The sequence below is a fragment of the Vibrio sp. 10N.222.51.C5 genome (genome assembly GCF_041474575.1).
Taxonomy (GTDB): domain Bacteria; phylum Pseudomonadota; class Gammaproteobacteria; order Enterobacterales; family Vibrionaceae; genus Vibrio; species Vibrio crassostreae_C.
Map to the genome: position 1 here is coordinate 1 of NZ_JBFRUJ010000003.1, position 26,114 is coordinate 26,114.

Here is a 26,114-nt window from a genome sequence, read left to right on the forward strand (position 1 = left end):
CGTATTTTAGGACGAGACAATTCTTACAGCGAGACCGTTGCCTGTGTCTGTTACTGCATCATTAAGAAAGCAAATAGACCACAACCTAGAATCAGGCGGTAGATAACGAACGGTGTCATGCCCATACGAGAGATAAGCTTCAAGAAAAAGTGGATACAGATGTAAGCACTGATGAAAGACACCGCAACGCCCGTTAGCAAAGTGCCAACATGGATTGGATCACCGCTTGTCACCAACTTAAGACCTAAATAACCACCAGCCAGAGTGATGATTGGGATAGACATCAAGAAAGAGAATCGAGCCGCCGCTTCACGTGTGAAACCAAGGTAAAGCGCCGCGGTAATGGTTGCGCCAGAACGAGACGTGCCCGGAATGATCGCCATTGCTTGAGCAAGACCAATAAACAGCGCCTTTTTCCAACCCGCTTGGTATTCGTCATCGCGCAGGCTTGAGTTCTTGTCCACCCACCATAACAATAGACCAAAGATAATCGTTGTCGTCGCGATCACCCACGCACTGCGTAAGTAAAGCTCAACAATATCTTTCATCAACAAGCCAAAGATACACGCAGGAATCGTCGCGAGAATGATCATCCACGCTAACTTCGCTTCTTTACTACGATCGCCTTTAAACACTGAACCAAAGAATGCGCTCAACAGAGAGACCACTTCTTTACGGAAATAGATAACAACAGCTGCCAAAGTACCAACGTGGACAGCGACATCAAAAGCCAAACCTTGATCTTCCCAGCCTAAAACAGCTGAAGGAAGGATTAGGTGTGCAGAACTGGAAATAGGTAAAAACTCTGTAAAGCCTTGCACCAACGCCAATATAAACGCTTCAAAATAACTCATTACTTACCTTAAAAATTATAGTTTTATATCTACGACAGAGAGCGAGTCTAATTGCTGCATCTTCTGCCATATTTCACTGACGGTTCTTCCGTCTTGCGGGATCACTCGCGCAGGACAAAGATCATAAAGCGGCTGTGTTACAAAAGGATATTTGTAGATATCACTGCGTGGTAATTCTGGTTCACACTCAGAAACCTCCTCTCCAAACAGCACAATATCAAGATCGAGTTTTCGATCTTGTAGTTTGTGCGCATCTTGAGAGCGACCCCATTTAAACTCAATTTTACGCAGCTGCTGTGAAAATTCAGTCAATGAGAGTGACGTGTCGAGCTCTATCACAAAGTTATAAAACGGATGGCTATTAAAACCGACGGGCTCACAGTGATAGATTTTAGAGCATTTAAGGTTAGTCCCTAACGATTGAAGCTCTGTCCATGCCACCCTTGCATGCTTGTCGCGGTCTATGTTCGTGCCAACACCAACATAGGCTACTGTCATGCTTGACCTCGTTCGATGATCACACCAACGGCTTTTGCTTGTGGCACTGCGCCAGGTTTAGCCAATCGGATTTTAATCCACGGCACAGAGAACTGAGTCATAATAAGCTCTGCGACTTCTTCAGCAACACGTTCTACGAGTAGAAAACGGCCATTTGCAATGTGCTCAAGTACTGCAGTGCTCACTTTCGAATAATCCAAAGCATCAACCACATCATCACTCTTGCCTGCTGGGCGGTTGTCATGAGCCATTTCAATATCAAGCACCAGTTTCTGTTTGATCTCTTGCTCCCAATCGTAAACACCGATCGTTGTAATTACTTCTAGCTGCTCAATGAAAACTTTATCCAGTGCCATGACTTGTCCTTTTAGAGGTCGGATACCCAAATTGGGGAAAAAAACGTATTATTTGCGTAATTCGAGATATGATATCAATTACTCTTGGATTGAGCATTATTTTCCCATCGTTAGGCGTATAACCGTTAAAGGACAGACATGACCCCATTGGCACTTATCATGATCATTGCTGCCTACTTACTAGGTTCAATCTCTAGTGCGGTCTTGATATGCCGAGTTTTGAGGCTCCCAGATCCTCGAACAGTAGGTTCTAACAACCCAGGAGCAACCAATGTCCTGCGTGTTGGCGGTAAAGGCGCAGCAGCTGCCGTCCTTTTGTGTGACATGCTGAAAGGCACTATCCCTGTCTGGCTTGGCTACTACCTCAAGATCGACCCAATCATTCTTGGGGTTGTGGCAATTGCGGCGTGTCTTGGCCATATGTATCCGATCTTCTTCCACTTCAAAGGTGGTAAAGGCGTGGCAACCGCACTTGGCGCTATCGCTCCAATAGGATTCGATCTAACCGGAATGATCATGGCGACTTGGTTAGTTGTGGCGTTTTTGTTTCGTTACTCTTCTTTAGCGGCACTGGTTACTGTGCTACTTGCCCCTTTCTACGCTTGGTTAGTCAAACCTCAATACACATTGCCAGTAGCCATGCTGTGCTGTTTGATCGTGTTACGTCACCACCAGAATATCCGCCGCCTACTCGATGGCAGCGAACCAAAACTCGGACAAAAAAAATCGGCTTAAACTGTCACGTCTAAGCCGAACCATAATATTCAGTATTTAAAGCTTATAGCAGATGTTTATCTAAAAACGTCTTCAGCATTGTGTTCACAAACTCTGGTTGCTCTAACGAGCTAATATGACCTGCGCCAGGAATCACCACTAATTCACTGCCCGTAATGCAATCGTGCATTAGGTATGACTCAAGTACCGGACGTGGTTTATCTTCTTGTCCTACCGCAATCAACACAGGTAGCGCGAAGTTCTCTACTGATTCGATCATATCACGACGTCCAAAGACCATTCGACCGATGCGCGCCACTTCTTCCGCTTTATCACCCTTAAGTTCAGATAACTGCTGAGTAAAACCTTCCACTAAAGCTGGCGTGTGGGTTTGAGCATCGTTTGCGAAGAACAGTGGAACCACAGCTTCAACAATCGGTTGAGGAACCATCTTAGTTTGAGTGATGGTATCTAACATGCTGAAGTACTTTGCGTGAGCAACTTCTGGTTCTAAACCCACAAAAGTATCCATTAGAACCAAAGACTTAATACGTGCAGGTGCAAGTTCCGCTAACTCAGTCCCCCACATACCGCCAACCGATAAGCCAACCACTGAGAATTCTTCGATCTCTAAATGATCAAGCAGAGCCAAAACGTGCTGAGCGTAATCTTTCAAGTTACGCATCGAAGTGGGTGCTGCTTGAGATTCACCATGAGACCAAAGCTCTGGAACAATACAGCGATACTGAGTTTTTAACGCTTCGATCTGCGGCTTCCACATTGCACTATCCCAAAGGTAGCTGTGGCCGAGTACAACAACAGGGCCTTGACCTTCATCTAGGTACGCCATCGATTGATTGTCTACTGTGAACTTGTTCATTTTCTTCCCTAATCTCTATCAGCAATTATTTATCGACATACAGTCGGTAAGCTAGGATATAAAAACGGCCGCACAAGGCGACCGTTTATCGATACACTATAGTCAATTACGCAATTGGCTCTAGCTGGTCAATAGGCCAACGCGGTGTGGCATGAACAGACAAATCAGCCGTTTCGCCATTCTTTAGGCGCTGCATGCCCGCATAAGCGATCATCGCACCGTTATCTGTACAGAACTCAGTGCGTGGGTAGTACACCTCACCACCGACTTTCTTAGCAAGCGCCTCAAGCTCAACGCGCAGTTGTTTGTTGGCACTTACACCGCCAGCAATAACTATACGTTTCATGCCCGTTTCAACCAAGGCACGCTTACACTTGATTACTAAGGTTGCACAAACGGCTTCTTGAAACGCGTAAGCAATATCAGCACGAGTTTGGTCATCATTATCGTTATCACGAATGGTATTCGCTGCGAACGTCTTCAAACCAGAAAAGCTCATATCTAGACCCGGACGATCGGTCATTGGACGCGGGAACTTAAAACGACCCGGAGTGCCTTTTTCCGCCAAACGAGATAACAGTGGACCACCAGGGTAATCTAAGCCCATCAGTTTCGCGGTTTTATCAAACGCTTCACCCGCTGCATCATCAATCGATTCACCAAGGATTCGGTATTCACCAATACCTTTCACTTCTACCATCATGGTATGGCCGCCAGAAACCAGCAGAGCCACAAATGGGAATGGTGGTGGGTTATCTTCTAGCATTGGCGCAAGAAGGTGACCTTCCATATGGTGAACAGGCACTGCAGGCACTCCCCACGCATAAGCAATACTGCGACCAATCGTTGCACCAACCAGCAGTGCACCCACTAAACCAGGGCCAGCCGTGTAAGCCACACCATCAATGTCTTTCGACGTTAGGTTCGCTTCAGCTAATGCCGCTTTAATAAGAGGAATTGTTTTTTTCACGTGGTCACGTGAAGCTAGCTCAGGTACCACACCACCGTAATCGGCGTGCAGCTTTACTTGGCTATATAATTGATGAGAAAGCAGCCCTTGCTCATCATCATAAATCGCGATTCCTGTTTCATCACAAGAGGTTTCAATACCAATAATGCGCATAATTTTCTCGGCACGCTTTCGTCTAAAATGGGAAATTAGCGCAATATTACCCTGCCTAAGCTCTTCAAACAAATATTGTACAGACTATAATCGACAAAGTGCTTTACAAAGCCACTGTGATCGGATTAAAATTCCGCACCATTTTTGATCAAGCTGGTTAATGGCCAAACGCGAATAGAGAGTTAGCTCGATGGGTAACTTCTCTGATTTGGTACTGAGTAGCCAGCGATAATGAATAACCCCTGAGGTGAAAGGCATATGCCAATAGTTAAAGTACGTGAAAACGAACCGTTCGACGTTGCACTACGTCGTTTCAAGCGCTCTTGTGAAAAAGCAGGTATCCTTTCTGAAGTTCGCCGTCGCGAGCACTACGAAAAGCCAACTACAGTTCGCAAACGCGCTAAAGCAGCAGCTCAAAAGCGTCACGCTAAGAAGCTAGCTCGCGAAAACGCACGTCGCGTTCGCCTGTACTAATAACTTAATCCATAAGGACTGAGTTATGGCTCTTATTGAACAACTCAAAGAAGAGCAAAAATTAGCGATGAAAGCCAAGGACAAACCGCGCCTTGGCACTATCCGCTTAGCTCTTTCAGCAATTAAGCAACGTGAAGTTGACGAACGGATCACTCTGAACGACGACGACATTCTTGCTGTATTAGTTAAAATGGTTAAGCAACGTCGCGATTCTGTTGCTCAATATGAATCAGCAAATCGTCAAGATCTTGCTGACGTGGAAAAAGCAGAAATTACGGTACTTGAAGGCTTTATGCCTCAACCGCTAAGTGATGAAGAAGTTATTGCACTACTTGATAGCGCAATCGCCGAAGCTCAACCAGCGGGCATGCAAGACATGGGTAAAGTAATGGCTATCTTGAAACCACAAATTCAAGGGCGTGCAGATATGGGTAAAGTTAGTGGTTTAGTTCGTTCTAAACTCGCTTAATCCCAAATCAAATTGCAACAAGCCGTGCAATCCTTCGGAACGCACGGCTTGTTTGTATCTGTAACCTATTCAAACTATTATTATCCACACTCTCAGTTAGTGCATTTTTCTAAGGTTTTATGGCAGGACACATCCCGCGTAGTTTCATTGATGATCTCCTAGCGCGTCTCGACATTGTCGACATAGTGGACGCACGCGTGAAACTTAAGAAAAAAGGCAAAAACTATGGTGCTTGTTGCCCATTCCACAACGAAAAGACCCCTTCTTTTAGCGTAAGCCAAGAAAAACAGTTTTATCACTGCTTTGGTTGTGGCGTACACGGTAATGCTATCGACTTCATTATGGAGTTCGAACGTCTCGATTTTGTTGAAGCGATTGAAGAGCTTGCCTCTTTCTTAGGCCTCGATGTTCCTAGAGAGCAACGTAGCGGCGAGATATCAACAGCACCAAGAGCCAACAGCGAACAAAAACGTAACCTCTACGATTTGATGGGCGGCATCAGTAATTTTTACCGCTCTCAACTGAAAATATCAGCCAACAAACCTGCGATTGATTACCTAAAGAATCGTGGCCTTTCGGGCGAGATCGTCCAGAAGTTTGGCATTGGTTATGTGGCCGATGAGTGGGACTTAGTTCGTAAGAACTTTGGCCAACAGAAAGAAGCCCAAGACATGCTCGTAACTGGCGGCATGTTAATTGAGAACGATAAAGGTAACCGATACGACCGATTCCGTGGACGCGTAATGTTCCCGATTCGCGATCGTCGTGGCCGTGTGATTGGTTTTGGTGGTCGTGTATTAGAAGACGGTACTCCAAAATATCTCAACTCACCAGAAACGCCTATCTTCCATAAAGGTAAAGAGCTTTACGGCCTTTATGAAGTGCTGCAAGCCTACCGTGAACCGCCGCAAATACTTGTGGTTGAAGGTTACATGGATGTCGTGGCATTAGCGCAATATGGTGTTGATTACTCAGTAGCATCACTGGGCACATCGACAACCGGTGACCACGTTCAAATGCTGTTCCGCCAAACCAGCACAGTGGTTTGTTGTTACGATGGTGACCGAGCAGGTAAAGAAGCCGCGTGGCGCGCACTAGAAAATGCCCTTGAGTACCTGAAAACCGGTAACACACTCAAGTTTCTATTCTTGCCCGACGGTGAAGACCCAGACAGCTATATAAGAGAACACGGCAAAGCCGCTTTCGAACAGCTTGTTCAAAATGCGACACCGCTTTCGACCTATTTGTTCGATAACCTGATTGAAATACACAAGTTAAACTTGGGAACAACCGAAGGGAAATCGGCACTGCGCGCACACGCTAGCGCATTGATTAACAAAATCCCTGACAGTTACTTCCAAGAGTTGCTCGAAAAATTGCTCGATGAGCGCACTGGATTTGATAACCAATTGAGACGAGCGCGTGTTCATACACAGAACCCGATACCTCAACCGCATAAAGAGCTGAAACGCACTCCAATGCGTGAAGTTATCGCTTTGCTTATCCAAAATCCGAGCTATGCTGATATGGTACCGGATTTATCAAGTGTCAAAGGCTTACAGCTGCCTGGACTAAGTTTATTCGTCGAAGTACTTGATAAATGCCATGCGCATCCCCATATCAACACAGGCCAATTATTAGAGCATTGGCGACACAATAAACATGAGGCTCTTCTGTCTCGTCTCGCGAGCTGGGAAATCCCCCTCGACGAAGACAATCAAGAAGACATATTTTTAGACTCATTGGACAATATACTTGCCCAGTGCGTTGAAAAACAAATTGAAAACCTGCAGGCCAAAGCAAGAAGCGTCGGTTTATCAGCCGAAGAAAAAAGGGAGCTACTAGCTTTAATGCTAGATCTAAAAGCGTAACCCTGTTTGATTAGTCAGCATTTAATAAATTTGTTAACATAATTGGTTTGCATTTGAGAATGCAACGTCCTTCACCAGACCTGAAGTTGGATATCATCTATGGATCAAAATCCGCAGTCACAGCTTAAATTACTTGTTATTAAAGGCAAGGAACAAGGCTATCTGACCTACGCCGAAGTAAACGACCACCTACCTGCAGAAATCGTGGATTCTGAACAGGTAGAAGACATCATTCAAATGATTAACGACATGGGTATCAAGGTAGTTGAAACTGCACCTGATGCTGATGATCTAGCACTTAATGATGACGATGCCAATATAGATGAAGATGCAGCCGAAGCTGCAGCTGCTGCGCTTTCAAGCGTAGAAAGCGAGATTGGCCGTACTACTGACCCAGTTCGTATGTACATGCGTGAAATGGGTACAGTTGAACTACTGACTCGTGAAGGCGAAATCGACATTGCGAAGCGTATTGAAGATGGTATCAATACAGTTCAACTATCGGTTGCTGAGTACCCAGGCACTATTCCATACATCTTGGAACAGTTTGACCGCGTACAAGCAGAAGAGATTCGCTTAACAGACCTAATCAATGGCTTTGTTGACCCAGACGACGATGGCACAGCTGCGCCAACGGCGACTCACATCGGTTCAGAACTTGCTGAAACTGATCTGGAAGACGAAGACAAAGAAGACGCAGAAGACGACGAGGAAGAGGAAGAAGAAGATACAGGTATCGATCCTGAACTTGCTCTTGAGAAGTTCACAGCACTTCGTACTAGCTACCAGAATCGTCAACTAGCGATCAACGAGTACGGCCATGAAAGCCCGAAAGCAATGCTTGCAACGACAATGATGCAAGACGTATTCAAAGAGTTCCGTCTAACACCAAAACAGTTTGATTACCTAGTAAACGAACTGCGTAACTCTATGGATCGTGTACGTACTCAAGAACGCCTAATCATGCGTCAAACGGTTGAGTACGGCAAAATGCCGAAGAAATCTTTCATTGCTCTATTTACTGGCAACGAATCTAGCGAAGCATGGTTGGATGAAGTTCTTGCTTCAGACAAGCCATACGCAGAAAAGATTAAACGTAACGAGCACGACATCCGTCGCTCTATCCAAAAACTGGATATGATCGAACGTGAAACGTCTCTTACTGTTCAAAGCATCAAAGATATCAGCCGTCGCATGTCTATCGGTGAAGCGAAAGCTCGTCGTGCGAAGAAAGAGATGGTTGAAGCGAACTTACGTCTAGTAATCTCGATTGCTAAGAAGTACACAAACCGTGGTCTACAATTCCTGGATCTAATCCAAGAAGGTAACATCGGTCTGATGAAAGCGGTAGATAAGTTTGAATACCGTCGTGGTTACAAGTTCTCTACTTACGCTACTTGGTGGATCCGTCAAGCAATCACTCGTTCGATTGCCGACCAAGCTCGTACTATCCGTATTCCGGTTCACATGATCGAAACGATCAACAAACTAAACCGTATCTCTCGTCAAATGCTACAAGAGATGGGTCGTGAACCACTTCCGGAAGAACTGGCTGAACGCATGCAAATGCCTGAAGACAAGATCCGTAAAGTACTGAAAATCGCTAAAGAGCCAATCTCAATGGAGACACCAATCGGTGACGACGAAGATTCGCACCTAGGTGATTTCATCGAGGATACAACGTTAGAACTACCTTTAGACTCTGCAACGGCAACAAGCCTACGCGGTGCAACTAAAGACGTTCTTGCTGGCCTAACACCTCGTGAAGCTAAAGTACTGCGTATGCGTTTCGGTATCGACATGAACACTGACCACACTCTTGAAGAAGTGGGCAAGCAGTTCGACGTAACTCGTGAACGTATCCGTCAGATCGAAGCAAAAGCACTGCGTAAACTTCGTCACCCAAGCCGCTCAGAAACTCTGCGTAGCTTCCTAGACGAGTAATCGCACACTCAAGTGTGGTTAGCTTTTAAGCATAAATAAGAAAAGGTGAGCGTTGGCTCACCTTTTTTTTATCTGTGTGATTTAAGTGGCTAAGATGTAAGCGGAATTGCCCCTTATAGTGTCTAGACACCATTGAACGCTTCCCCTATAATCTATGCCCTACGGCCCCTTAGCTCAGTGGTTAGAGCGCACGACTCATAATCGTTCGGTCCCCAGTTCAAATCTGGGAGGGGCCACCAAATTAGAAAAGCCAGAACAGTTCACGCTGCTCTGGCTTTTTGCTTTTCTGATTCAGTACCAATCACACCCTGCACTTCCGAACCAAAAACGAATCGTCCCGCACACAATTCCAATTGCCTCTCTGTGACTAAACATACTTTTCTTTTATAAAAAAATCGGCAATATGAGAGTACATAAATCGCTCAATAGTTCAGGGAAGACTCATGAAAGACGAAACACTCTCGATTCACTTCGGTTACGACACTGATCCAACAACCAAATCGGTTGCCACTCCAATCTACCAAACCGTCGCGTACGAATTCGATGACGCACAACACGGCGCCGACCTGTTTAACCTTGCGGTGCCAGGTAATATCTACACACGGATAATGAATCCAACCAATGATGTGTTAGAAAAACGCATGGCAGCCTTAGAAGGGGGGATTGCAGGCTTAGTGGTAAGTGCGGGCAGTGCTGCGATCAACTACGCGATTCAGACGTTGGCGCAAATCGGTGACAACATTGTCTCAACGCCTCAGCTTTACGGTGGTACTTACACCCTATTTGCTCACATGTTGCCAAACCAAGGAATTGAAGTTCGTTTTGCTAAAGACGACAAACCAGAAAGCTTAGCGGCACTGATCGATGAAAAAACCAAGGCGGTTTACTGTGAAAGTATCGGTAACCCAGCAGGTAATATTATCGACTTAGAGCGTGTTGCTGAACTTGCTCACGCACAAGGTGTACCTGTGATTGTTGATAACACGGTGGCGACGCCTGTACTGTGTAAACCTATCGATTTTGGTGCTGACATCGTGGTGCACTCACTAACTAAATACGTGGGTGGTCACGGTACAACGTTAGGTGGCGTGATTGTCGACTCAGGTAAATTCCCATGGGCACAGCACAAGGACCGCTTCCCTGTGTTTAATCAGCCAGAGCCTTCTTATCATGGCGTGGTTTATACCGAGGCCTTTGGTGAGGCTGCGTTTATTGGTCGTGCTAGAACGGTTCCCCTACGTAATACAGGTGCAGCACTGTCACCAATGAATGCTTTCATGTTGATGCAAGGTTTGGAGACGTTGTCGCTACGCATGGAGCGACACACAGAGAATGCCTTGAAAGTAGCGGAATACCTCAAGCAACACGAGAAAGTCAGTTGGGTAAGTTACGCTGGCCTGCCTGATTCAGAATTCTATCCACTCGCTGAAAAGTACATGCAAGGTAAGCCATCGGCCATTCTATCTTTTGGTTTAAAAGACGGTTATGAAGCCGGTGTTCGCTTCTATGATGCACTGCAAATCTTCAAGCGCTTAGTTAACATTGGCGATGCGAAATCTCTCGCTTGTCACCCAGCTTCGACGACACACCGTCAACTAAGCGAAGCTGAACAGAAACAAGCCGGTGTATCACCGGAGATGATTCGCCTATCAGTAGGTATCGAGCACATTGACGATATCTTGGCTGACCTAGAGCAAGCACTGAGCGCTTAATGACGCTACAGCTAGCTCTAACACTGATCGTTAACTAACAGACATAAAAAAGCCCATCACAGGATGGGCTTCTTATTATCTATATCTTAGGTAAGCTGTCGATTACTCAACTGTTACCGCTTTCGCTAGGTTACGAGGTTGGTCAACGTCGGTACCTTTTATTAGTGCGACATGGTAAGACAGCAGCTGCATCGGTACTGTGTAGTAGATAGGCGCTGTTACTTCACTTACGTGAGGCATCTTGATGATCTTCATGTTCTCATCGCTTTCAAAGCCCGCATCTTCATCAGCGAATACGTAAAGTAGACCGCCACGAGCACGCACTTCTTCAACGTTCGATTTCAGCTTCTCTAGCAAGTCGTTGCTTGGTGCAATAACGACTACAGGCATATCTGCATCGATAAGAGCCAAAGGACCGTGCTTAAGCTCACCAGCTGCGTATGCTTCTGCGTGGATGTAAGAGATCTCTTTCAGTTTAAGAGACGCTTCCATCGCGATTGGGTAGAACTCACCACGACCCAAGAACAGTGTGTGATGCTTATCAGCAAAATCAGGTGCCAGTGCTTCAATTTCTTTATCGAACGCTAATGCTTTCTCGATATCAGCAGGCAGTTGGTGAAGTGCTTGAACGATTTCCGCTTCTTTTTCTTCATTGATACGACCTTGTAGACGACCAATTGACGTTACCATCATCAGCATCGCTGCTAGTTGAGTTGTGAAAGCTTTAGTAGAAGCAACACCGATCTCTGTTCCTGCGCGAGTCATGAAGGCAAAATCAGATTCACGAACCAGTGAAGAACCCGCAACGTTACAGATAGTCATTGCAGACATATAACCCTTCTCTTTTGCAAGACGAAGTGCAGCAAGCGTATCCGCCGTTTCACCAGATTGAGACAGAGTCACCAATAGGCTGTTCGGACGAACAACGAAATCACGGTAACGGAATTCAGAAGCAATCTCTACGTCACAGCTTACGCCAGCTAGAGATTCAAACCAGTAACGCGCTGCCATGCCTGAGTTGTAAGACGTACCACATGCGATGATCTGCACGTGTTCAACCTTGCTTAGGATCTCTTCAGCTTTAACGCCGATCGCGTTAGTGATAACCGAAGTGTCAGAGATACGGCCTTCCATTGTATTGATCAGCGCTGTTGGCTGCTCGAAGATCTCTTTCTGCATGAAGTGGCGGTATTGACCTTTGTCACCTGCGTCGTGTTCAGCGTTTGACTCAACGATTTCACGCTCAACACGCTCACCCGCTACATCAAATACCGTAACATCACGACGAGTTACCTCAGCAACATCACCTTCTTCTAGGTACATGAAGCGACGAGTTACGCTCAGTAGCGCCAGTTGATCAGAAGCAAGGAAGTTCTCGCCGACACCAAAACCGATAACGATCGGGCTACCAGAACGAGCTACAACGATACGGCTAGGATCTTTACGATCAACCGCAACTGTGCCGTACGCACCGTCTAATTGTTTTGCTGTTTTCTGTAGCGCTTCAACCAAAGAAGCTGAAGTGCGAAGTTCCCACTCAACTAAGTGAGCAATAACTTCTGTATCCGTTTGTGAAGTAAATACGTAACCACGCTCTTGCAGCATAGCGCGCAGTGCTTCGTGGTTTTCGATAATGCCATTGTGTACAACGGCAATATCACCAGACATGTGTGGGTGTGCGTTCGCTTCAGACGGCTCACCATGTGTCGCCCAACGTGTATGAGCGATACCTGTACCGCCAATCACTTGTTGCTCTTCTACTGCGTCAGCTAGCTCTTGTACTTTACCTAGGCGGCGTACACGAGTTAGGTTAGATGCAGTATCGACGACAGCGACACCAGCTGAATCGTAGCCACGGTATTCTAGACGACGAAGGCCTTCTACTAAAATTTCAGCTACATCACGCTGTGCTACTGCACCAACAATTCCACACATAGTTTCACTCCATCAATTTTGTTTTATTCCTATTGGCAGCAAGCAAAGGCCAAATCTTCATTAAGATCAATTATAGGAAGGTAAATGCATAATACTTAAATTTGTTTTTACGCTGGATCGGTCAGGATCACTCGAACATCATGTGATTCGATACTTGCTTTGGATTCTTCGCCTAAGTCTGTATCGGTAATTAAGATGTCAATGTGTTCCCATGCCAGCTCTAAGTTCGGGATCTTTCGTCCCACCTTTTCCGACTCAACCATCACGATCACTTCTCGTGACACTTCAGCCATTACTTTGCTCAGGCCAACCAGTTCGTTAAACGTGGTTGTGCCTCTATCGAGGTCGATACCATCAGCCCCAATAAATAGTTGGTCAAAATCGTAAGCACGAAGTACCGACTCTGCAACTTTGCCTTGGAAAGAGTCCGAATGGGTATCCCAAGTGCCGCCAGTCATTAATAACGTCGGCTCGCTTTCAAGCTCATTAAGCGCATTAGCAACGTGCAATGAGTTGGTCATAACAACCAAGCCACGCTTAGCATTAAGCTGCTGAATTAGAGCACCGGTCGTACTGCCACTATCGATCACGATGCGGTTATGGTCGCGAATTAAATCTGCAGCGGCTTTTGCCAATGAAATCTTTCGAGTCGAAACTTGTTGACCCAGCTCTTCGTTGACAACCTCTTTCGGTAACGAAATCGCACCACCATAACGGCGTAAAAGCTGACCGTTTTTCTCTAAAGACGCCAAGTCCTTTCTAATAGTGACTTCTGAGGTTTCGAACTTAGCGGATAATTCATCAACACTAACCTCCCCTTTTTCATTCACTAGGTTAGAAATTGCATGTCTTCTGAGCTGGGTGTTTCGTTTCGACATTTAAAAAAGGCCATTAAGTTTCGATATGAAACATATTATAGTTACAACGAAACTATTTAGTCCATTTATTTTGATCCAAAAAATTAATAAATAGCGATAAAACCTTGTCCTAAGACAATTGTTAAGCAGTGATATTGAACTCATTAGGTGGTAGAATCCGCACCCGAAAAGAAAAAAAATTACAAAACTGACTGTTATTTTTTTGCAACTTACCCCCTATATAGTGGGGTAAGTCACAGAAAACCGATATTGAATCAAAATCTTTTAGTCATAAAATGACTAAAATTGATGAAAGACTTACAACTCTGAAGGACATATTGGAAGTCCCGCGCTTTTACACAACAGGCACAAAATGTTGATGTAGCGGACCAATCTTCAGAACTTAAATAAATTTCAAATTGTAACAATACTTACCGGAGAGTACCTTCCATGAAAAAGACCAAAATCGTATGTACGATTGGCCCTAAAACTGAATCTGTAGAGAAGCTAACTGAACTAGTAGATGCTGGCATGAACGTTATGCGTCTTAACTTCTCTCACGGTGATTTCGCAGAGCACGGCACTCGTATCGCGAACTTCCGTAAAGTAATGGAAAACAAAGGTGAGCAACTTGCTATCCTTCTAGATACTAAAGGTCCAGAAATCCGTACTATCAAACTTGAAGATGGTAACGACGTAGATCTAGTAGCTGGTCAAGAGTTCACTTTCACAACTGACGCAACAGTTGTTGGTAACAAAGACGTAGTAGCAGTAACTTACCTAGGTTTCGCTAAAGACCTAACAGCAGGTAACACTATCCTTGTTGATGACGGCCTAATCGAAATGGAAGTTATCGCAACAACAGAAACTGAAGTTAAGTGTAAAGTTCTTAACAACGGTGCTCTAGGCGAAAACAAAGGTGTTAACCTTCCTGGCGTTTCTGTTCAACTTCCTGCTCTTTCTGAGAAAGACAAAGCTGACCTTAAGTTTGGTTGTGAGCAAGGCGTAGATTTCGTTGCTGCTTCTTTCATCCGTAAAGAAGAAGACGTTAAAGAAATCCGTGAGCTTCTAAACGCTAACGGCGGCGAGAACATCCACATCATTTCTAAGATTGAAAACCAAGAAGGTGTAGATAACTTCGATTCAATCCTTGAAGCTTCTGACGGCATCATGGTTGCTCGTGGTGACCTAGGTGTTGAAATCCCAGCTGAAGAAGTAATCTTCGCTCAGAAGATGATGATCGAGAAGTGTAACCGTGCACGTAAGATGGTTATCACTGCAACTCAAATGCTTGACTCTATGATCAGCAACCCACGTCCAACTCGTGCTGAAGCGGGTGACGTTGCGAACGCAATCATGGATGGTACTGATGCAGTAATGCTTTCTGGTGAAACTGCTAAAGGTAAGTACCCAGTTGAAGCTGTTACTATCATGGCTCAAATCGCGAACCGTACTGATTCAGCTCTTAAAGCTGAGCTAGGTTCTCGTCTAGACAGCCCACGTCTACGCATCACTGAAGCAGTATGTAAAGGCGCTGTAGACACAGCAGAGAAGCTAGCTGCTCCTCTAATCGTTGTTGCAACTGAAGGCGGTAAATCTGCACGTTCAGTACGTAAGTACTTCCCAACTGCAAACATCCTAGCTCTAACAACTAACGAAAAGACAGCTGCACAGCTAGTTCTTACTAAAGGTGTTAAGCCAGTTCTTGTTGACTCTATCGAGAACACAGACGCGTTCTACATCAACGGTAAAGAAATCGCTCTACAATCTGGCCTAGGTAACAAAGGCGACATCGTAGTTATGGTTTCTGGTGCTCTAGTAGCTTCTGGTACTACAAACACGGCATCTGTTCACGTTCTATAAGAATGAACCGATTCGCATAAAATATAAAAGAGGGCTTCGGCCCTCTTTTTTTATGAAACAAAATCTTGCCTAACTTTTCAGTACGCTGTATTATCAATCACAATAGAACTACGTACTGTTAACCTCCAACTGACTCTTTCTAAGAGACGGATTAGCAGACTAGAAATCATATATAGATGAGGTTTGTAATGTCTAGTCCTACGCTCACTGACAAAGTATCAAAGATGATTCGCCAAGATATTCTTAATGGTGAGTTAACCCCAGGCCAAAAGCTTGTTGTTGCTGATCTAAAAGCACGCTACAACGTTGGCGCATCCCCTATTCGCGAAGCCTTGGTACAGTTATCTTGGAGCAAATACGTAAAGCTAGAGCCACAAAAAGGCTGCTGGGTATCTCCTGTATCAAAGAAAGAACTGAATGACCTATACGAAAGCCTTCGTGTTGTATCATCGGTTCTGCTTAAAAAAGCGATTGCAGCAGGTGATGAGAGCTGGGAACTGGATGTACTAACGTCTTACCATAAACTATCGCGAGTACAGTACGTATCTGAAGAGTTTGACTGTGTAGAATGGGAAGAGCGCCACCAGCAATTCCATGTCGCACTGCTTGAAGGTGCAGATTCAGAGAACATGTTTAAGTTCTTTGATGACCTAATTAACCAAGTGAAACGTTACCGCTTCCTCGCTATGTCTGCAGAAAGCGCATCAGATGATCTGTTCAATATTGATGAACACGAAATGATCATGAAACTAGTACTGTCTAAGAATGTAGAACAAGCGACTGAACTGCTTGATCAACACCTGCTAGGTTCAATGAAACGAATTGAAGAAGTTATCGAAGCGGCATAACGCTAAAGTAGCTTCTAACCAAATAAAAACGGAGCCCAATGGCTCCGTTTTTTGTTTCCAGTATTACGACTGAACTACCACCCAAAAAACTCTTTGTGATGAGTATTGAGTAGCACAACCATAGGTAAAAAATACAAAGCACTCAATTGAAAGCCAAGAATGGCTAATGTGCCTATGGTTAACCTCACTAAAAAATCGACAAACATACCACGCCTCTTTTAACCAGACTGTATGATCCCCAAACTCTTGCTCCAGCTAACCTAATTCTACTGCTGCCTTTCAAACCATTGAAAAGGCTAGCTAATCAGTTGAATTAAGTTAACGGTGTCATCCTTTTACATCTGGTAAACACTCTATTTATTACACCGTTAAGCACGATGTAATCTGAAGCAAGGTAGTTTACTTATTGTTCATTTTAGCTCAAATTTCCACCAGCATTAGACTTTAGTCTAACTGTATAGATTTTGTGACATAGATCGCTCAAAAGTGAGATTCCTATAAAAAGGGGGAGAGATAAAGTGAGTCGGGGCCAGCTTGAAGAGGTGAAGCAAAGAGAAGACAGGACTAGATAGAAGCGAACCTAAGCGACATCATCGTAGCTAGGACACATAGAGACCGTATTACGACCAGACGATTTAGATTCGTAAAGCGCAACATCGGCACACTTGTATGAGCGAGTACTGTTACTTGTTAAATCAGTAAAGCCAACACTCACCGTTACCTTAGTTCCGGCTGCCAGTTCAATCTCTATTCGCAAGCGATCCAATACGCGCTTTGCTTCTGGCAGAGACGTGTGTGGCATCAAGAGTGCAAACTCTTCTCCTCCGACACGTGCAACAAAGTCCGTCCCACGAAGGCTATCTTGCAGAAGTTTAGCAACACCAGCGATCACACGGTCACCTTCGTCGTGGCCAAGCTCATCATTGATTCGCTTGAAGTTATCGATGTCCACCAAGGCTAAGCAGGTGGTCGCTTCGATCGGGTAACGCTCAACTAAGCGAGAATAGTAGGCCAGCTGCTCTTCGAATTTTCGTCGGTTCCAGAGATTACTCAAAGAGTCACGTTCACTTAAAATCCTCAAACGTACCTCAAGCTCCTTCCTTACGGAAATATCAACCAACGAGGTGATGTAGTAACTGACTTTGCCTGAATTGTTTTTGACCGCATGCACTCGCATGATCGCAGTAAAAGGAATACGCAGCTTGTTCTTACACTGAACCTCCCCTTCCCATACTTCTTCTTGCTCTAAATGACTCCAAATAGCCGAGCTTGAGAGCACTTGGTCGGTATTATCAAGCAGCAACTGCAATGCATTCTGACCGATAACTTGTTTTTTGCAGTACCCAGTCATGTTCTCAAATTCGTTGTTGATCATCATTGTGCGGTGCTGCTTGTCAGAGATCATCACTGCAGACATACCATTCAATGCGGCGCGTGCCAATTTACTCTCTAGGCTTCGGCGTCGGCAGTGCGTCACCAGGTAAGCAAACGGGAAAGCGAATATCAGCACCGTAATCAGAACAATGATCTCTTCATGGGCCAAATCATCTAGATCACGCTCAGCCCGATCCATCAGTTGCTTTTGATTAAGTTGAATCAGTAAATGGACCTTTTGACTGTTCGCGAGCATAACCGTGTTAAAGGCAAACAAATTACCATCTTCAAAAACGTATCCCACCTGATCATTGGAGATCGCATCCCACGTCTTCGGCGCGATATTTTTCAGGTTATAGCCTTTTCTTTCAGGAATAGAGTCTCCGAACAACTTACCGCTGTTGTTACTCGCGATGAAGTAACCCGCGTCATTGAGAACTTCTGCTCTAAGATCGTTATCTGGTGAAAAGCTCAGACGCGACGATAAGCCCCATACATCAAGATTGATGACGAGGTAGCCTACTCTTTCGTCAGGGGTTTCTACTGGGGTAAAGACACGGATTACCGGCGAATAAGGGAAGGTGACTTCACCATGCTCAGTTTCAAGCTCAATACCCCAACCGCCAATCTGTTCGGCTTCTAGTTTTTGAGCGTATTGGAAGTAGTTAGAATCCGACCTATCTTGCAGCTGTTGAGGAAACGTCACTCTACCGGTATCAGAGGAATAGTTAACACGCACCAATTCTTTGCCAGTGACATCTAACAGATGGATTTGTGTATACCACTTCTGGTTCACGAGAACAGATTGCCAGACCTCTTCAAGTAGATGTTTGGTTTGGTCTGAGGGAGAGGAAGCAAAGTTAACCAAGCTCTGGCTATGACTGAGTAGCTCCATGACCGAGACTAACTGAGTCTTGAGAAGATCATAATCTCGCTTGGCATACACTAACTGATGAACGGCTTGCTTAGCTGAGTAGTCAAAGCTCTGCTGTTTTACTTCTTTGTAGCGCTGCAAATAATACAGACATACTGCAGAAGACAATATGATAGAGATAATCAGCAATGTAATTATTGATTTTTTATTTCGCATTGCTAACTCAGATGAATGGAAGTGCAGCGCGGGATTATAGCACTCTAAAAAATTAACAAAATAAAAGCCGCTTAAAAAAGCGGCTTTAAAGTTATTTTTTAAAGACTTATCGTCTAGGCTTTCAACGCACGTTCGCCTCGTGCGATGCCAACAACACCACTTCGAGCTACTTCAAGCACTTCCGTCACTTCAGACAGCGCCTGAATGAAGGCATCCAGTTTCTCGCTAGTACCCGCCATTTGAACCGTATATTGAGAAGCCGTAACATCAACGATCTGACCACGGAAGATATCCGCTGTGCGCTTCACTTCCGCACGAGCAAAGCCGCTCGCACGTACTTTTACCATCAACAGCTCACGTTCAATGTGTTCAAGTTCAGACACTTCTTGTACTTTAAGTACGTCGATTAGCTTATGCAGTTGTTTCTGAATCTGCTCAAGCTGCATTTCGCTCGAGTTAGTAGTGACGTTCAAACGAGACAGCGTCGGATCATCGGTTGGAGATACGTTCAAAGACTCGATGTTGTAGCCACGCTGAGAAAACAAGCCAACCACACGAGAAAGCGCACCAGGTTGGTTTTCCATTAGTAGTGAAATAATGTGTCTCATATTATGTTCTCTCCGTTTTGCTTAGCCACATGTTATCCATACCCTCGCCTTTGATCTGCATTGGGTATACGTGCTCGGTGTCATCCACACTAATATCGACAAATACCAAACGGTCTTTCATCGCCAGTGCTTTTTCCAAACCTGATTCCAATTCATCCGGAGATGAAATGCGCATACCAACGTGGCCATAAGCCTCAGCGATAGCAGCAAAATCAGGAACAGAGTCCATATATGAGTTAGAGTAACGGCCTTGATAAACAATGTCTTGCCACTGTTTTACCATGCCTAGGAAACGGTTGTTAAGGTTAATAATCTTAACCGGGATATTGTATTGCAGCGCAGTCGACAACTCTTGGATATTCATTTGAATGCTGCCGTCACCGGTTACCACAACCACCTCTTCATCTGGCTTAGCAAACTTAACGCCCATACCAGCAGGCAGGCCAAAGCCCATCGTGCCTAGACCACCAGAGTTAATCCAACGACGTGGCTTGTTAAACGGGTAGTATAAAGCAGCAAACATTTGGTGTTGACCTACGTCAGAAGCAACATAGGCATCGCCATTGGTTACTTTATGCAGTGTTTCAATTACTTGCTGTGGTTTGATGCGCTCAGACGATTTCTCGTAAGCTAGGCAGTCACGCTCTTGCCACTGCTTGATTTCACTCCACCAGCTTTCAATCGCTTCTGCATCGTTAGTGCCGCCTTGCTCAACGAGCAAGTTCACCATGCTCTCTAGAACCTTTTCAGCAGAACCTACAATCGGTAGATCCACTTTTACGTTCTTAGAGATCGAAGATGGGTCGATATCAATGTGCATGATCTTCGCATCAGGGCAGTACTTATCTAGGTTATTAGTCGTTCGATCATCGAAACGTACGCCAATACCAAAGATCAAATCCGCATTGTGCATCGCCATATTGGCTTCATATAAACCATGCATGCCTAACATACCCAAAGAGTTCTTATGGGTGCCAGGGAAAGCGCCAAGCCCCATTAGGGTGCTTACCACAGGTAAATTCAGTGCCTCTGCTAATTTTAACAGCGGCTTATCTGCCTCAGAAATAACCGCACCACCACCGACATAAAGTACCGGCTTCTTCGCTTCAAGAAGGGCTTTTAGCGCCTTTTTGATCTGACCTTTATGACCCGTAACCGTTGGATTATACGAACGCATTTTGAGCGTTTCTGGGTATTCATAAGGAAGCTTGATTTGTGGGTTTAAGATGTCTTTCGGCAGATCAATAACCACAGGACCGGGACGTCCTGTCGTTGAAATATAGAATGCTTTTTTAACGACTTCAGGGATATCTTCCGCTTTCTTAACTAAGAAGCTGTGTTTAACGATCGGGCGTGATACACCCACAATGTCACACTCTTGGAAGGCGTCGTTACCAATAAGGTTATTTGGTACGTTACCAGAAATAACAATCATTGGGATTGAGTCCATGTAGGCTGTTGCAATGCCAGTAACGGTATTGGTCGCACCTGGACCAGAACACACAAGTACTACACCCGGTTTACCGGTAGAACGAGTATAGCCATCTGCCATGTGGGTAGCGGCTTGTTCGTGTCGCACTAATACGTGTTTAATTTCAGCAGTTTTAGCATGCAACGCATCGTAGATATCAAGTACAGAACCACCTGGGTAACCAAAGATTTGTTCTACACCCTCTTCAATTAGAGACTGCACCACCATCTCAGCGCCGGATAACATTTCAGCGCCGGATGACATGGCTGTTTCAGGTTTTGTTGTCATATTGCTCTCCTCACCAGTTTCCAATCATATTTGGTGAACATGTTGGGCTGGTTTTTTCATAGTCTAGGGCTTATTCGTAGCCTAATTCGAAATACTTCCACTTTTTCGGCTATGGCTGTCTGTCGTGATAACAACAAACAGTAATACGAAACAACTTTAACGCTTTATTATCATCTGGTCTAACACCTGTTATTCGGCAACTGTGCCAAAAAACCAACTATTAGCTCAAAGCATTAAATAAAACCCAACCCAGACCCCCACACTAGGCTTAAACACTAGTTAACGAACAAAAAAAAGCACTTAATATTTCAATAGATCACTATTTATCGATAAACAGCGAGTCTGCTGGTGTGCGCTTTCGCACATTGTGCTGTGTCATTAGATACAAAAAATCCCCCTAAAAATGCAATCACATTCGTAGGGGGATTTTTAAACAACTGAAAATTTATCTAAGCAGAAAACTACTTATCTTTCGGCTTTTCAGTGTACATTTCTTCGATTTCGTCTTGATACTTATCGTTGATAACCTTACGGCGCAGTTTCTGGGTCGGCGTCAGTTCGCCATCATCCATAGAAAACGCTTTTGGTAGCAGTTTGAATTTCTTCACTTGCTCAAACTTAGCCAGTTCTTGCTGTAGGTCATTCACACGCTTTTCTAGCATCTCGACGATTTGGTGGTGCTTAACAAGTTCAACGCGATCGTGATACTTGATATTAAGCTCTTTGGCGTACTCTTCTAGCGAGTCATAACAAGGAACAATCAGCGCAGAAACGAATTTGCGTGTATCAGCGATAACAGCAATCTGTTCGATAAAGTGATCTTTACCAATCGCACCTTCAACCACTTGCGGGGCAATATACTTACCACCAGAAGTTTTCATCAGCTCTTTGATACGATCAGTAATGAACAGGTTACCATTTTCATCAAAATGACCCGCATCACCGGTTTTCAAGAAACCGTGCTCATCGAATGTCTTAGCTGTCTCTTCTGGCATCTTGTAGTAGCCACGCATCACCATTGGACCGCGAACAAGAATCTCGTCCTTAGCACCAATCTTAACTTCTGCGCCCGGCATCGACATACCGATAGAATCAGGGTTAAAGCAGCGGTCATCCCAGCAAGACACCGTTGCTGTGGTTTCTGTCATGCCGTAGCCAAGTTTTACGTTGATGCCGATAGCATGGAAGAAACGACCAATCGTCTCATCAAGCTTCGCGCCACCACAAGGCATGAAGTTGATATTACCGCCCAGCAGCGCACGCAATTTAGAGAGTACTAGCTTATCTGCTAATGCATGGCTCTTCTTCAGCATTAGCGAAGGAGTGCGACCTTCTTGGTGACAAACAGAGAGTTTCGCTCCCATGTTCACCGCCCAAGTAAATAGAACCTTGCGGATAAACGGCGCTTTCGAAACCTTCTCGTGAATCGCAGAGAAAATCTTCTCGTAGAAACGTGGAACCGCACACATTACGGTTGGCTTCACGTCGCTCAGCGCGTCACGCACCTGCATGGTATCTTGCAAGTAACAGTTGGTTGCGCCTTTATAGAGAACGTAGAACGTCCACGCACGCTCAAATACGTGAGATAGAGGTAAGAAACACAATGAGATATCGTCTTTGCTTAAACTTAGACGCTCATCGTGGCCTTCTAACTGGTAGCCAATGTTGGTGTAATCAAGCATTACGCCTTTTGGCTGACCTGTGGTACCAGAGGTATAGATAAGAGTTAGTAGGTCGTCCATGCTTGCATCTGCAAGACGAGCATCAAGTTCAGCTTGCTGAGCTTCAACACCGCGCGCCATGAAATCAGCCCAAGATACCGCAAAGCTATGGCCTTGAAGATCGATATCATCAGACATCGCGACAACCACTTCTAGCTGTTCACACTCTTCGAATAGGCTCACCGCCGCGTCAAATTGAACTTGCTCACCAACGAATAAGATCTTCACATCCGCATTTTGGATGATGTAAGACGACTGTGCTGCTGTGTTGGTTGGATAAATCGGCACAGTCACAAGACGAGCTTGTAAAGATGCAAAATCTGCCACGGTCCATTGAGGCATATTATTTGAATAGATACCGATCTTATCTTGAACTCTCAGTCCCTGAGCCAATAGTGCTAATGAAAGCGTATCGATTTGTTGTCCAAACTGTTCCCAGCTAATGCCTTGCCATACATTGTCTACTTTGTGCTTCAAAGCTGTACGGTTGCCGCCTTGGGCAATTTGGTCACGAAGTCTTTTTACGATATGAAAATCTAAATTGGCCATCTCTTTACCTTTAGGCTTACACCTGTAAGCTTTTTTGAGCGCACAAGTGTACCTCTGATCATGGAAAAGGCAACTGATGAAGCTCAAAGTTATAAGTAATAGTACGTCTAACGCTTAGTTTTCTACCTACTAAAATAGCGCGCATAAAAAAGCCCTAAGCCAGTCTCCTAGCTTAGGGCTTATAAATCATAGGGATTAGTGTCTAGTTAAGTGCCACTACTTCGCCACAGATCATCATTAACTGATCTCGTAACCAAATGTGTCCTTTATCCTTTTCACTTGATTCGTGCCAGCTTAGGAAGCCAGAAATCGCCGCATTATCGAATGGGAAATCTAGAATCTGAAGCTGCTCTTTGTTTGCTGCATGTTCTACCATCCAACGAGGAGCAATTGTTACTAGTTCAGATTGGCCTACAACGTAAAGAACGTTGCTTAAACTCGTACCTTCGTAGAAAGGCGTGCAATCTAGGTCACGGTAAGCTTGCTCAGAGAAGCTACGTTGACCATGGATGCGAGACAGTTTTGCGTGCTTTTCGTTAAGCAGCTCTGCCGCAGAAACTTCACCGTTGATACGTGGGTGAGAAGCAGAAGCAACCACAACTAATTCGTCTTGGAAGATTTCAGTGCTTGAGAAGCCTTGCTCATCAAAACGAGCGTAATCAATAACGAAGTCGATTTCTTGGTAGCGCATACGCTCAGAAAGTTGACGATCGAATTCAGCATCCATGTGCAGTTTCACGCTAGGTGCTTGCTCGTTGATTGTCGACATAATCTTAGGAGCAAAACGCATATCACAAGGGCTGCAAATCGCTAGTTTGAACAGGCGAGAAGACGACTCTGGAGAGAACACAGAACTTGGTAGTTCGTTGCGTACTAACTGTAGCGCTTGGCGGATTGGACCAAACAACTGACGAGCACGTTGAGTCGGTTGAATACCACGACCTTGACGCATGAATAGTTCGTCGTTAAACATCACTTTTAGACGAGCAACAGCGTTACTTACAGCAGGCTGAGACATACCCAGATTGTGAGCTGCACGTGTAATGTTTTGCTCTTGCATAACTGCATCAAATACAGTCAAAAGATTTAAGTCGACTCCACGAAGTGTGCTTTCCATTCTGTAGCTTGCAATAGCACTCATTGCGTCTTTCTTATCTAACATTCAAGTTGCCTCTTGTCGGTTCGACAGCGTTAAATTGGTAATGGTATGAGAATAGATAACCACTAATTCTTATATTTATCAGACCGATGTTTTTCGGATTGACATTACTATTAACCAATGCATCTCGAGCTACCAACAAGATTGATAAAGAATAATTTTATTTTACCTTAATGATTAAACAACATCTAAAAATCAATTATTTATAGAGTTATAAAAAAACATAAAATGCGTTACTTATGAGTTTAATTTCGACTTATTTAGCTGTTCTATCGTTTGGTTACATTTGTTACAATTTATTGAACTCGTGAATTATTCAACCGGCCAATTCAGAAATAGCACTTATGAGTTAGGTGAGCGATGCATAACTTGGAAAGTCGACCTTGTCCCAAAGTTGCTTTCTTAAATCATCTTGATTAGACCAATTCCCTGCTAATACCCACTCAACGAGTGCACTTGCCACGTCTGGATAGGTGACCACTTCGGCCTGTTTTTCACTGAGCCAAGCGCGCAAGATAGCCGCATCTAAAAACGTCATGGTTTGAGCTAACCCAAGGGCCTCTAGCGTCGCCACATTGCTCTGTTGTTCGAACTGTCCTTCGAGTGGTTTGAGAAGCAATTTCTTCCCCAAAGTTAGGGCTTCAGATGGCAATTCAAAGCCGCCATTTGCGACCACACCAGAGCACTGATTGAGGTCGAATTGAAAGCCCGCATGACTCAGTGGTTTGAACTCAATATTTTCAACTCGGCTATGCTCAATCACATCCGGGTGGTAACAGACAAAGTTTTGCGAAATGAACTTCATCAGCAGCTCTGAGATCGACTCAAGATCCTCAAATGGCAAATAGACCAACGTAAAGTCTTGTGCTGTTTTGGTTTGTTGCTCACCAACCAGCGTGTGAACGATAGGCGGCAAAATCGGCTGTTCAAAGTGATACCAGTGCAAGCCAATAGAGTGCTCGGTTGGGGCGAAATGTTGAATCACTGAATGTTCAATCCAGTTGCCCCCTTCTTTGGGTACATCATAACGAAACGCATTCTGGTGGCTTATCCCAATGCATGGCACACCTTGTCTCTTAGCCGCCCATGCAGTGACAGGCTCAAAATCATTAATCACTAAGTCATAAGGCGTAAGATCGATCTGGTTAATCTCACGGAGAAATCGCCAGATGTTGTTCTTCATGAATGTTTTGCCGTATTTAACCTGCCCCTGCTCGCTGTAAAAAGTTAAGCCGCTGCGGGTCTGATAGTTGCCAAACGCTTCCATCGAAAAGTATTTGCTCTCATCTCGCCCAGAGAACAGAAAATCGACATCAATATTTTGCTGACGAAAAGCGACGGCCATTGCTCTCGCTCGAGCGATGTGCCCATTTCCTGTGCCTTGTACGCCATATAAAATTTTCATGCATGTTCCTTTAAATTTACCACTTAAGCTCGGCAGTGGTTGCCAACAAAA

21 protein-coding genes and 1 tRNA gene are annotated in these 26,114 nt (G+C 44.7%); 9 read left to right on the forward strand and 13 right to left on the reverse strand.

From position 1 onward, the window contains the following. Window positions 1-50 precede the first annotated feature (50 nt). From AB4558_RS00420 to folB, 3 genes are read right to left on the reverse strand one after another with little or no spacing between them, the layout of a single operon-like run. Window positions 51-854 (reverse strand): undecaprenyl-diphosphate phosphatase, encoded by an 804-nt coding sequence (locus AB4558_RS00420; protein ID WP_010434624.1) that lies wholly within the window; start codon window positions 852-854, stop codon window positions 51-53. A 15-nt stretch (window positions 855-869) separates the two neighbouring features. Continuing rightward, window positions 870-1,352: a 2-amino-4-hydroxy-6-hydroxymethyldihydropteridine diphosphokinase gene (folK, locus tag AB4558_RS00425; protein ID WP_017062921.1), complete on the reverse strand. Its 483-nt coding sequence runs from the start codon at window positions 1,350-1,352 to the stop codon at window positions 870-872. Further along, a complete protein-coding gene (gene folB / locus AB4558_RS00430) occupies window positions 1,349-1,708 on the reverse strand; it encodes a dihydroneopterin aldolase (protein ID WP_017061412.1) in 360 nt (119 codons plus the stop codon). The genes folK and folB overlap by 4 nt, the downstream gene beginning before the upstream one ends. A gap of 138 nt (window positions 1,709-1,846) precedes the next feature. Here folB and plsY point away from each other — a divergent pair, with 138 nt between their 5' ends. Then, the gene (plsY, locus tag AB4558_RS00435; RefSeq protein WP_009847793.1) at window positions 1,847-2,443 is read left to right on the forward strand and encodes a glycerol-3-phosphate 1-O-acyltransferase PlsY; all 597 of its coding nucleotides are present in this window, start codon (window positions 1,847-1,849) and stop codon (window positions 2,441-2,443) included. A gap of 43 nt (window positions 2,444-2,486) precedes the next feature. On the opposite strand, the gene AB4558_RS00440 is transcribed toward plsY, so the two are convergent. After that, complete coding sequence (locus AB4558_RS00440) at window positions 2,487-3,302, reverse strand: alpha/beta fold hydrolase (protein ID WP_372157657.1); 816 nt, start codon at window positions 3,300-3,302, stop codon at window positions 2,487-2,489. A 106-nt stretch (window positions 3,303-3,408) separates the two neighbouring features. Next, window positions 3,409-4,425: a tRNA (adenosine(37)-N6)-threonylcarbamoyltransferase complex transferase subunit TsaD gene (gene tsaD, locus AB4558_RS00445; protein WP_017061410.1), complete on the reverse strand. Its 1,017-nt coding sequence runs from the start codon at window positions 4,423-4,425 to the stop codon at window positions 3,409-3,411. Between the two features lie 258 nt (window positions 4,426-4,683). Between tsaD and rpsU the strand changes: the two genes are divergently transcribed. From rpsU to AB4558_RS00475, 6 genes are all read left to right on the forward strand, one after another. Beyond that, the gene (gene rpsU / locus AB4558_RS00450) at window positions 4,684-4,899 is read left to right on the forward strand and encodes a 30S ribosomal protein S21 (RefSeq protein ID WP_004396009.1); all 216 of its coding nucleotides are present in this window, start codon (window positions 4,684-4,686) and stop codon (window positions 4,897-4,899) included. A 25-nt stretch (window positions 4,900-4,924) separates the two neighbouring features. Continuing rightward, a complete protein-coding gene (locus tag AB4558_RS00455; protein WP_017061409.1) occupies window positions 4,925-5,368 on the forward strand; it encodes a GatB/YqeY domain-containing protein in 444 nt (147 codons plus the stop codon). 119 nt (window positions 5,369-5,487) lie between these two features. Then, the gene (dnaG, locus tag AB4558_RS00460; protein ID WP_372054842.1) at window positions 5,488-7,239 is read left to right on the forward strand and encodes a DNA primase; all 1,752 of its coding nucleotides are present in this window, start codon (window positions 5,488-5,490) and stop codon (window positions 7,237-7,239) included. Between the two features lie 99 nt (window positions 7,240-7,338). Next, entirely contained in the window at window positions 7,339-9,183 is a 1,845-nt protein-coding gene (gene rpoD / locus AB4558_RS00465) for an RNA polymerase sigma factor RpoD (protein ID WP_048614894.1), read from the forward strand. A 163-nt stretch (window positions 9,184-9,346) separates the two neighbouring features. Further along, window positions 9,347-9,422: transfer RNA gene (locus tag AB4558_RS00470), tRNA-Ile, on the forward strand. A gap of 204 nt (window positions 9,423-9,626) precedes the next feature. Next, the gene (locus AB4558_RS00475) at window positions 9,627-10,895 is read left to right on the forward strand and encodes an O-acetylhomoserine aminocarboxypropyltransferase/cysteine synthase family protein (RefSeq protein ID WP_017061406.1); all 1,269 of its coding nucleotides are present in this window, start codon (window positions 9,627-9,629) and stop codon (window positions 10,893-10,895) included. Between the two features lie 102 nt (window positions 10,896-10,997). On the opposite strand, the gene glmS is transcribed toward AB4558_RS00475, so the two are convergent. Together glmS and AB4558_RS00485 are read right to left on the reverse strand one after the other, a co-directional pair. Then, entirely contained in the window at window positions 10,998-12,830 is a 1,833-nt protein-coding gene (gene glmS / locus AB4558_RS00480) for a glutamine--fructose-6-phosphate transaminase (isomerizing) (protein ID WP_017067690.1), read from the reverse strand. Window positions 12,831-12,937: 107 nt separating this feature from the next. After that, complete coding sequence (locus AB4558_RS00485) at window positions 12,938-13,708, reverse strand: DeoR/GlpR family DNA-binding transcription regulator (RefSeq protein WP_017061404.1); 771 nt, start codon at window positions 13,706-13,708, stop codon at window positions 12,938-12,940. Between the two features lie 429 nt (window positions 13,709-14,137). Between AB4558_RS00485 and pykF the strand changes: the two genes are divergently transcribed. Together pykF and AB4558_RS00495 are read left to right on the forward strand one after the other, a co-directional pair. After that, a complete protein-coding gene (gene pykF / locus AB4558_RS00490) occupies window positions 14,138-15,550 on the forward strand; it encodes a pyruvate kinase PykF (RefSeq protein WP_017061403.1) in 1,413 nt (470 codons plus the stop codon). A 176-nt stretch (window positions 15,551-15,726) separates the two neighbouring features. After that, window positions 15,727-16,398, forward strand: a complete 672-nt coding sequence (locus AB4558_RS00495) for a GntR family transcriptional regulator (RefSeq protein ID WP_080582236.1) — start codon at window positions 15,727-15,729, stop codon at window positions 16,396-16,398. Between the two features lie 580 nt (window positions 16,399-16,978). Here AB4558_RS00495 and AB4558_RS00500 read toward each other — a convergent pair. From AB4558_RS00500 to AB4558_RS00525, 6 genes are all read right to left on the reverse strand, one after another. Next, entirely contained in the window at window positions 16,979-18,862 is a 1,884-nt protein-coding gene (locus tag AB4558_RS00500) for a diguanylate cyclase (protein WP_372073176.1), read from the reverse strand. Window positions 18,863-18,975: 113 nt separating this feature from the next. After that, complete coding sequence (gene ilvN / locus AB4558_RS00505) at window positions 18,976-19,470, reverse strand: acetolactate synthase small subunit (RefSeq protein WP_008219984.1); 495 nt, start codon at window positions 19,468-19,470, stop codon at window positions 18,976-18,978. 1 nt (window position 19,471) lies between these two features. Continuing rightward, the gene (locus tag AB4558_RS00510) at window positions 19,472-21,229 is read right to left on the reverse strand and encodes an acetolactate synthase 3 large subunit (protein WP_017062926.1); all 1,758 of its coding nucleotides are present in this window, start codon (window positions 21,227-21,229) and stop codon (window positions 19,472-19,474) included. 461 nt (window positions 21,230-21,690) lie between these two features. Beyond that, on the reverse strand, window positions 21,691-23,499 hold the full coding sequence (locus tag AB4558_RS00515; protein ID WP_372073174.1) for a long-chain fatty acid--CoA ligase: 1,809 nt from the start codon (window positions 23,497-23,499) through the stop codon (window positions 21,691-21,693). A 202-nt stretch (window positions 23,500-23,701) separates the two neighbouring features. Beyond that, window positions 23,702-24,661: a transcriptional regulator LeuO gene (gene leuO, locus AB4558_RS00520; protein ID WP_017061397.1), complete on the reverse strand. Its 960-nt coding sequence runs from the start codon at window positions 24,659-24,661 to the stop codon at window positions 23,702-23,704. Window positions 24,662-25,007: 346 nt separating this feature from the next. Then, the gene (locus tag AB4558_RS00525) at window positions 25,008-26,063 is read right to left on the reverse strand and encodes an MJ1255/VC2487 family glycosyltransferase (RefSeq protein ID WP_017068817.1); all 1,056 of its coding nucleotides are present in this window, start codon (window positions 26,061-26,063) and stop codon (window positions 25,008-25,010) included. Window positions 26,064-26,114 lie beyond the last annotated feature (51 nt).

Coding starts and splice junctions, on each gene's coding strand:
- AB4558_RS00420 (WP_010434624.1), bottom strand. CDS start 854: ATGAGTTATTTTGAAGCGTTTATATTGGCGTTGGTGCAAGGCTTTACA.
- folK (WP_017062921.1), bottom strand. CDS start 1,352: ATGACAGTAGCCTATGTTGGTGTTGGCACGAACATAGACCGCGACAAG.
- folB (WP_017061412.1), bottom strand. CDS start 1,708: ATGGCACTGGATAAAGTTTTCATTGAGCAGCTAGAAGTAATTACAACG.
- plsY (WP_009847793.1), top strand. CDS start 1,847: ATGACCCCATTGGCACTTATCATGATCATTGCTGCCTACTTACTAGGT.
- AB4558_RS00440 (WP_372157657.1), bottom strand. CDS start 3,302: ATGAACAAGTTCACAGTAGACAATCAATCGATGGCGTACCTAGATGAA.
- tsaD (WP_017061410.1), bottom strand. CDS start 4,425: ATGCGCATTATTGGTATTGAAACCTCTTGTGATGAAACAGGAATCGCG.
- rpsU (WP_004396009.1), top strand. CDS start 4,684: ATGCCAATAGTTAAAGTACGTGAAAACGAACCGTTCGACGTTGCACTA.
- AB4558_RS00455 (WP_017061409.1), top strand. CDS start 4,925: ATGGCTCTTATTGAACAACTCAAAGAAGAGCAAAAATTAGCGATGAAA.
- dnaG (WP_372054842.1), top strand. CDS start 5,488: ATGGCAGGACACATCCCGCGTAGTTTCATTGATGATCTCCTAGCGCGT.
- rpoD (WP_048614894.1), top strand. CDS start 7,339: ATGGATCAAAATCCGCAGTCACAGCTTAAATTACTTGTTATTAAAGGC.
- AB4558_RS00475 (WP_017061406.1), top strand. CDS start 9,627: ATGAAAGACGAAACACTCTCGATTCACTTCGGTTACGACACTGATCCA.
- glmS (WP_017067690.1), bottom strand. CDS start 12,830: ATGTGTGGAATTGTTGGTGCAGTAGCACAGCGTGATGTAGCTGAAATT.
- AB4558_RS00485 (WP_017061404.1), bottom strand. CDS start 13,708: ATGTCGAAACGAAACACCCAGCTCAGAAGACATGCAATTTCTAACCTA.
- pykF (WP_017061403.1), top strand. CDS start 14,138: ATGAAAAAGACCAAAATCGTATGTACGATTGGCCCTAAAACTGAATCT.
- AB4558_RS00495 (WP_080582236.1), top strand. CDS start 15,727: ATGAGGTTTGTAATGTCTAGTCCTACGCTCACTGACAAAGTATCAAAG.
- AB4558_RS00500 (WP_372073176.1), bottom strand. CDS start 18,862: ATGCGAAATAAAAAATCAATAATTACATTGCTGATTATCTCTATCATA.
- ilvN (WP_008219984.1), bottom strand. CDS start 19,470: ATGAGACACATTATTTCACTACTAATGGAAAACCAACCTGGTGCGCTT.
- AB4558_RS00510 (WP_017062926.1), bottom strand. CDS start 21,229: ATGACAACAAAACCTGAAACAGCCATGTCATCCGGCGCTGAAATGTTA.
- AB4558_RS00515 (WP_372073174.1), bottom strand. CDS start 23,499: ATGGCCAATTTAGATTTTCATATCGTAAAAAGACTTCGTGACCAAATT.
- leuO (WP_017061397.1), bottom strand. CDS start 24,661: ATGTTAGATAAGAAAGACGCAATGAGTGCTATTGCAAGCTACAGAATG.
- AB4558_RS00525 (WP_017068817.1), bottom strand. CDS start 26,063: ATGAAAATTTTATATGGCGTACAAGGCACAGGAAATGGGCACATCGCT.